Here is a 7,785-nt window from a genome sequence, read left to right as displayed (position 1 = left end):
AAATACGCGAAGGGGCAGGCGTCCCTGTGGGATGTGGGCTTCGCGGCGCTGGACTGCATCCCCATGATGAAGGGGATCACCACCCTCGGCGGGCTCGCCAAGGGGCTCAAGGGACTCAAGGCCTTCGGTAAGACCGGCCTCAAGGGCATGGCGCTGGGGGCCAAGGGGTTCGGACGGAGCACACGCTCTCTCGGGCGCCAGATGAAGAAGCTCTTCACCTGCGGCGACCCCATCGACATGGCGACGGGCCAGATGGTGATGTCCGAGACCGACGTGGCTCTGGACGGTGTACTGCCCCTGGTGCTGGAGCGCCACCACCGCACCGGTCTGACCGGTGGCCGGTACTTCGGGCGAACCTGGACCTCCACTCTCGACCAGCGACTGGTGCTCGACGCCACGGGCGTGCGGTTCTTCTCCGCCGACGGCATGATCCTCACCTACCCCGTGCCCGATCCGGACGCGCCCGTCCTGCCCGTGGAGGGCCCGCACTGGCCGCTGAGCTGGGACGGCGGCCCCGGCGGGACACTCGCGGTGAGCCAGCCGGAGATCGGCCGCACCCTGAGCTTCCGGCCGCCGCACGGCCGGCCGGCGCAGGAACTGCCCCTCGCCGGGATCGGCGACCGGAACGACAACACGATCACGATCGGGTACGACGCCGACGGCAGCCCGGCCGAGATCGCCCACCACGGCGGCTACCGCATCGGTGTGACCTGCGAGGCAGGGCGGGTCGTGGACCTGACCCTGCTCAGCGACCCCGGGCGGCCGACCCTGATGAACTACGGCTATGACAGGCACGGCCGTCTCACAGAGGTTCGCAACTCCTCGGGCCGGCCTCTGAAGCTGGCCTACGACGACCGGAACCGTCTTACCGGCTGGGAGGACCGCAACGGCGCCTGGTACCGGTACACGTACGACGACGGAGGCCGCTGTGTCGCTGTCCACGGCGTGCACGGGATCCTCGACTACACCTTCGACTACGACGACGAGAGGCACCTGACCCGCGCCGTCAGCTCCCTCGGGCACACCACCTCCTACCAGTTCAACGACGCCTATCAACTGATAGCCGAGACCGGCACCCTGGGCCACACCGTGTTCCAGGAATGGAACAGGCGAGATCAACTGCTTTCACGGACAGACGAGTTGGGTCATGTCACCCGCATGGAGTGGGATGACCTCGGTCGCCTCACCGCTGTCCGTCTGCCCGACGGGACGGTCTCCGGAGCCCGTTACAACGACCTGGGTCTGATCGACGAGCTCACGGACTACGACGGCACGGTCGTACGGCAGGAGTGGGACGAGCGGGGCAACTGCACCACGCTCACGGACACCGACGGGACGACCACGGCGTTCACCCGGGACCGCACCGGGGCCGTCACCTCGGTGACCGATCCCCTGGGAGCCGTCCAGCGGTTCGTCAACAACAGGGCAGGGCAGGTCGTTTCGGCGGTCGACCCGCTGGGGGCGGAGACCGGATTCGCGTACGACTCCTTCGGACGGGTCACCGCCGTCGTCGACCCGCTCGGGGAGGCGACCCGCCAGGAATGGACGGTGGAGGGACACCTCGCCGCCCGGACCGGCCCCGACGGTGCGATCGAGACATGGACGTACGACGACGAGGGAAACCGGCTCACGCACACCGACCCGCTGGGCCGGGTCACCCGGTTCGAGTACGGTGCCTTCGATCTGCTGACGGCGCGCACGGCACCGGACGGGACGCGGTACGCCTTCCGCCACGACAGCGAACTGCGCCTCTGCCAGGTCGTCGACCCGCAGGGACTGACCTGGGACTACACCTACGACGCGGCGGGCAGTCCGACGTCCGAGACCGACTTCGACGGGCGGACCGTCAGCTACGGCTACGACGCGGCGGGTCGGCTGACCAGCAGGACCAACCCGTCGGGGCAGAGCACCACCTTCGCCTATGACGCCGTCGGCAACCAGGTGGGGAAGACCGTGGACGGCCGGACCACGGTGTTCACGCACGCCCCCGCCGGGCGCCTGCTGCGGGCCGCGGGCCCGGACGCCACCCTCACGCTCCGCTACGACACGGCCGGGCGCATCGTCGGAGAGTCGGTGGACGGACGGGAACTCGCCACGTCGTACGACGCCGCGGGCCGGCCGGTCCGCCGCACCACACCGGCCGGTGCCACGACGACGTACACCTACGACGCCGCGGGGAACCGCACGGCGCTCAACGCCTCGGGTCACGTCCTCACCGCGTCCTACGACGCGGCGGGACGCGAGACGGCCCGTGCGTTCGGTCACGGCCTCACCCTCGGTTTCGGATGGGACACCGGGGACCGCCTCGGCTCCCAGACGCTGGAGGACTCCCGTTCCTCCCGTCTCCTGGCGCGCCGGACGTACACCTACGGCGCGGACGGGAACCTGACCGGGGTCGACGACCCGGTCGCGGGCCGCCGCACCTTCGACCTCGACGCCCTGGGCCGGGTCACCGCCGTGCGTGCCGCGGACTGGACCGAGTCGTACGCCTATGACGGGACGGGCAATGTGACCAGCGCGGACTGGCCCGGGCACCGCACCCAGCCCGAGGCGCGGGGTGCGCGTGCCTACGCGGGCAACCGCCTCGTCCGTGCCGGTTCCGTCCACTACGAGTACGACGCCGCCGGCCGTGTGATCCTGCGGTGCCGGACCAGGCTGTCGCGCAAACCGGACATCTGGCGCTACTCCTGGGACGCCGAGGACCGGCTCGTCGGCGTCGTCACCCCGGACGGCACGCGCTGGCGCTACCTCCACGACGCACTCGGCCGCCGGGTGGCCAAGCAGCGGCTGGCGGCGGACGGGGTCACGGTCGCCGAGGAGACCCGCTTCGTGTGGGACGGTCCGCACCTCGTCGAGGAGACCAGCCGCGTACCCGGCGCGCACGGGCGAGCCGCCCGCGAGACGACGCTCACCTGGGAGCGCGATGACACCCGCCCCTTGACCCAGACGGAGCGCACGACCGTGGCCGGCGCGCCCCAGGACGTCGTCGACGAACGGTTCTTCGCCATCGTCACGGACCTGGTCGGCACCCCGACCGAACTCGTCGACGAGACCGGCGGGATCATCTGGCGTGGCGACACCACACTCTGGGGACTGCGCCCCTACCCGGATCCGGGTGCCCGCTCGGACCCGGGCTCCGGCGCGTCCACACCACTGCGCTTCCCCGGTCAGTACCACGACCCCGAGACAGGGCTGCACTACAACTGCTTCCGGCACTACGACCCGGCGTCGGCCACCTATCTCAGCCCCGACCCCCTGGGCATGGACGCCGGGCCCAACCCGCGCCGCTACGTCGTCAACCCGCTGCTGTGGTCCGACTATCTGGGCCTGAAGCAGTGTTCCAAGATCCTTGGCGAGAACATGGCCAAGGAGGGCCGCCCGGTGGGAGCGGGCGGGGCGGCGGCCCACATCGTCCCCTCCGGGTTCTCCCGCGGTGGCGGCCCGCGGATGCGGTCGCTCCTGGCGAAGTACAAGGTCGACATCAACGACGCGGCGAACGGCATCCCGCTGGGGCATCCGAGGCCGCACAACTTCACCCACAGCAACCGGTTCCTCGGCCGGCTCGACGCCCATCTGCACAACGTCGTCGCGGACCGCGTCGCCCGGGGCTTCGGGGACCGCGCGATCCGCACGGTGCTCCGCAGGGAACTGCGCAGTATCGGCCGGCAGGTCGAGTCAGAGCTGGCAGGCGTCACCACCGCGGTGCCGAGCACCGCCTACTGGACGGCGTGATGATGTCCTTCATGAACTCGAAGCCCCTGGCCGTGTACCGACTGATGCCGAGCATGCGGGAACTCCGCACGCTCCGTCTGGACGACTCGCTCATCGACCTCAAGCGCTGGCAGTTCCAAGGCGACCGGGTGCCGCGGCCCACCGTGTTCGCGGCGGAGTGGACGGGTGACCCGAAGGCCCGCAGGGCCGAGTTCGCGTCCGACTATCCCGGCGCTCCGATCCTCGGCGGCCGGCTCGCGGACCGGCTGCGCGGCGACCTGGAGAAGTCGGGCGGCCTGCTGCCGGTCCGCGTCGAAGGGTCTCCCGCGGACGCGTACCTCCTCCACCTCGTGGACCAGGTCGTCGACTGCGTGGACACCCGGAAGTCGTCGCAGCCGAAGAAGGCGACCGGCGAGATGCAGAAGACCGTCTTCCGCCCGGACGCGCTCCCGCTCGCCCTGCCTTCTTTCCGTGTGCCGCAGTTCCCCGTCGGGGTCCAGTGGAACGGCTGGGCCGCCGACCGCCTGACCGAACTCCTCGGCGACGACCTGGAGACCCGCCTGATCTGGTCGGAGGATCCGGCCGCCACACCTCATCCCAGCCCTTGGGGGTTCTGAGCCCGGTCGCGGTCATCGTTCAGGAGGCCTCGACGTCACCGCCGTCCAGCGGGGTCCCCCGTGTGGCTGAAAGATCACACCCCTCCCGCCCCCACCCGTAAGCACCTCGTGCAGGCATCGTGTACACCCGGTGACGGACCGTCCGGAATGTGCACGTCAGAGATTCGCTGCCGCACAGTCCGCCGGGTCGGCGGATCGCCGGGCTCAACAGGGAACCGGAAGGCTTCCGTTGCGCGTCGATAACGTCGAGTCGGGTGCGCTTCAGGGGCCTTGAAGCGCCTTGAGGGGCTTATGCGCGGCTGATACGGTGCCATGGCTTGACACTCACTCCAGCGTTGGCTGTTCGGCCAGGTCGCACGGTACGTCCCGTAAGGGGGCACGGGGGTGAAGTGTCCTACTTGGCGCGTGAATTGACAGACATTTTCTTGGGTGTACGGGGAGCGGTTGCGTGAAGATCCAAGAGCGTACGGGGGCGGGCAACAACCGTTCCGCATCGTCGGCTCACCCGGCGATGGGCGAGCGTCTTCCCACGCCGCCTCGCGAGCGCAAACCCGCGCTGGCCGCTCTCGCGGTGCTCCTCATCCTCGTCGGCGCGCTGGGCGCCACCATGCTGGTGCTGCGCGCCGGGGACCGTGTCGAGGTCGTGAAGGTGACGAGCGACGTCCAGGCCGGTGACTCCGTGGGCGATCACGTGATCTCCGCGCTGGTGGCGGACGACCCCTCCATCCACTACGTCAAGTGGAACCAGCTCGGACAGCTCAGGAAGCTCAAGGCCAGGTCCCCGATCTACAAGGGGACCATCGTCATCGGCGAGATGTTCGCCGAAGGCGCCACCATCCCGGCCGGCAAGGCCTCCGTGGGCGTCTCCCTCAAGGAGGGCCAGTACCCCGCGGGCATCAAGTCCGGTGACACGGTGGCCGTCTACCGCGTCGGCGACAGCGGCTCCAGTGGCAGCGGATCCAGCGGCAGCCACGGTTCGTCGAGTTCGAGTTCCTCGGCTTCGGGCTCGTCGAGCACGGGCGGCGCTCCCATCGTCGAGCGCGCGAAGGTCATCTCCGTCCAGGAGCAGGACAGCGGCACGATCAGCAGCACCAACCTGCCGGTCACCCTCATGGTGGACAGCGGTCAGGCGGCGTACGTCGCCGAGGCCGCCTCGGCCGGTCAGGTCGCCCTCGTCATCGTCCCCGGCAACTAGAGGCGAGTGAGTAGACAGACATGGCGCTCATCGCCCTCGCCGCAGACAAGGGTTCCCCCGGAGTCACCACCGCAGCGGTGGCGCTCTCTGCGGTCTGGCCCCGCAGGGTCCTGCTCGCCGAGACCGACCCGGCCGGCGGCGACCTCGTGTACCGGAGCGCGGCGGCCCACGGCGGCCCGCTGAACCCCAACACCGGCATGCTGTCGATCGCGGCGACCGCCCGGCGCGGTCTCGTGCCCGACCAACTCTGGGACCACGTACAGCCGTTGAGCGGCGGACTCGAAGTCCTCGTCGGGCTCGGGATCGCCGAGCAGGCCGCCGGTCTCGCCGGACTCTGGCCCACCCTTGGCCGGGCGTTCGCGCAGCTCGCCGACTCGCCGAACGCGCCCGCCGACGTCATCGCCGACTGCGGACGGATCAGCGGAGACACCCCGGCCGTCGAACTCTTCCCGCACGCCGCCCTGGTGCTCCTGCTCTCCCGCACCGAGCCCGAGGCCATCGCGCGGGTCCGCGACCGCGCCGCAGCCCTCTCGGCCAAGCTGCACGGCGGTCCGCGCGGCGCCGCCGGACTCGCCACCCCGTTCATCGGCGTCGTCCTCGTCGCCGACCCGGGCGACTCCGCCAAGCTCGTCCACCAGGTCAACGACATGCTCGTGGCGGCCCAGACCGGCGCCCGCGTCGTGGGCACGCTCGCCGACGACCCCGCGGGCGCCGACCAGTTGGCCGGACGCAGACGCGGACGCCTCGACAAGTCGCTGCTGATCCGCTCGGCCCGCAAGGTGACCGCGGATCTGTACCAGCAGTACGGCGCCGCCTGGTCCGTACCCGCCGACGGACCCCATGGGACGCACGGACCTCACGGCACGGCCGGGACGCACGGGCAGCCCGCTGCCGGGGCGGGCCGATGACCGCCGTCGACCACCAGTTGGTCAAGCGGTTCCGGCAGGACGCCGGTGACCGTATCTCCGAGCAGCGCCGCGAGGACCAGGTCCGGGGCGTCACCCCGATGTCCAACGAGGACGAGCGGCACTACGCCCGCGCCGTCATCGCCCAGATACTCGAGGACTACGCCCGCACCGAGATCAACCTCGGCCGCACCCCGCTCGACGCGGAGACCGAGGAGCAGTACGCGGCCGCCGTGCACGCCGCGCTCTTCGGCGTCGGCCGTCTCCAGCCGCTGCTGGACGACCCGGAAGTCGAGAACATCGACATCAACGGGTACGACCAGGTCTTCATCGGCTACGCGGACGGCCGGGAGACGAAGGGGGACTCCGTCGCCGAGACCGACGAGGAACTCATCGAGCTGATCCAGGTCCTCGGCGCGTACTCGGGTCTGTCGTCCCGGCCCTTCGACTCCGCCAACCCGCAGCTCGACCTGCGGCTGCCGGACGGCTCCCGCCTCTCCGCCGTCATGGACGTGACCCGCAGACCGGCCCTGTCGATCCGCCGAGCGCGCATGGGCAAGGTCTTCATGTCCGACCTGGTGGGCAACGGCACGCTGACCCCCGAGGTCGCGCACTTCCTGGCCTGCGCCGTCCGGGCCCGCAAGAACATCATGATCGCGGGCGCCACCAACGCGGGCAAGACGACGCTGCTGCGCGCCCTCGCCAACGAGATCCCGCCGTACGAGCGTCTCATCACCGTCGAACGCGCCCTGGAACTCGGCCTCGACGCCTTCGCCGACCTGCACCCGAACGTGGTGGCCTTCGAGGAGCGCCTGCCCAACTCGGAGGACCAAGGCGCCATCACCATGGCCGAGTTGGTCCGCCGGTCGCTGCGCATGAACCCCTCGCGCGTCATCGTCGGCGAGGTCCTCGGCGACGAGATCGTGACGATGCTCAACGCGATGTCGCAGGGCAACGACGGCTCGCTCTCCACGATCCACGCGAACAGTTCCAGCGAGGTCTTCAACCGTATTTCCACGTACGCGCTCCAGGCGACCGAGCGACTGCCCATCGAGGCGAGCCAGATGCTCATCGCGGGCGCGGTGAACTTCGTGGTCTTCGTCCAACGGCGCAACGACTACGAGTCCGGCGGCCGCCTCCAGCGCATGGTGACCTCCGTGCGCGAGGTCAACGGCGTCGACGGACGGGTGCTGTCCAGCGAGGTGTTCGCCGAGGCCCCGGACGGCCGGATCGTCCCGCACGCGCCCATCGCCTGCCTCGACGAACTCGTCGCGCAGGGCTACCGGCTGCCCGGCAGCGGGAATTGGTGATGACGATGACCCAGCACATGACATCCGGGCCGACATCGGGCCTGACG

At 70.3% G+C, this 7,785-nt stretch carries 5 protein-coding genes; all 5 read left to right on the top strand.

Annotation, left to right across the window (positions count from 1 at the left end; translation table 11 throughout):
- Positions 1 to 3,732, top strand: a 3,732-nt coding sequence (locus tag ACZ6KY_RS35075; RefSeq protein ID WP_469314291.1) for a DUF6531 domain-containing protein, incomplete at its 5' end; no start/stop codon positions are given.
- Positions 3,733 to 3,743: 11 nt separating this feature from the next.
- On the top strand, positions 3,744 to 4,328 hold the full coding sequence (locus ACZ6KY_RS35070; protein WP_469314290.1) for a hypothetical protein: 585 nt from the start codon (positions 3,744 to 3,746) through the stop codon (positions 4,326 to 4,328).
- A 448-nt stretch (positions 4,329 to 4,776) separates the two neighbouring features.
- Positions 4,777 to 5,523 (top strand): hypothetical protein, encoded by a 747-nt coding sequence (locus ACZ6KY_RS35065; protein WP_469314289.1) that lies wholly within the window; start codon positions 4,777 to 4,779, stop codon positions 5,521 to 5,523.
- Positions 5,524 to 5,543: 20 nt separating this feature from the next.
- Entirely contained in the window at positions 5,544 to 6,431 is an 888-nt protein-coding gene (locus ACZ6KY_RS35060; protein ID WP_469314288.1) for a hypothetical protein, read from the top strand.
- Positions 6,428 to 7,738 (top strand): CpaF family protein, encoded by a 1,311-nt coding sequence (locus ACZ6KY_RS35055; RefSeq protein ID WP_469314287.1) that lies wholly within the window; start codon positions 6,428 to 6,430, stop codon positions 7,736 to 7,738. Before ACZ6KY_RS35060 ends, ACZ6KY_RS35055 begins: the two co-directional genes overlap by 4 nt.
- Positions 7,739 to 7,785: the final 47 nt, after the last annotated feature.

The organism is Streptomyces sp. NPDC042002, from assembly GCF_055588305.1.
This window is presented reverse-complemented; position numbering and strand designations above follow the sequence as displayed.

Coding starts and splice junctions, on each gene's coding strand:
- ACZ6KY_RS35055 (WP_469314287.1), top strand. CDS start 6,428: ATGACCGCCGTCGACCACCAGTTGGTCAAGCGGTTCCGGCAGGACGCC.
- ACZ6KY_RS35060 (WP_469314288.1), top strand. CDS start 5,544: ATGGCGCTCATCGCCCTCGCCGCAGACAAGGGTTCCCCCGGAGTCACC.
- ACZ6KY_RS35070 (WP_469314290.1), top strand. CDS start 3,744: ATGAACTCGAAGCCCCTGGCCGTGTACCGACTGATGCCGAGCATGCGG.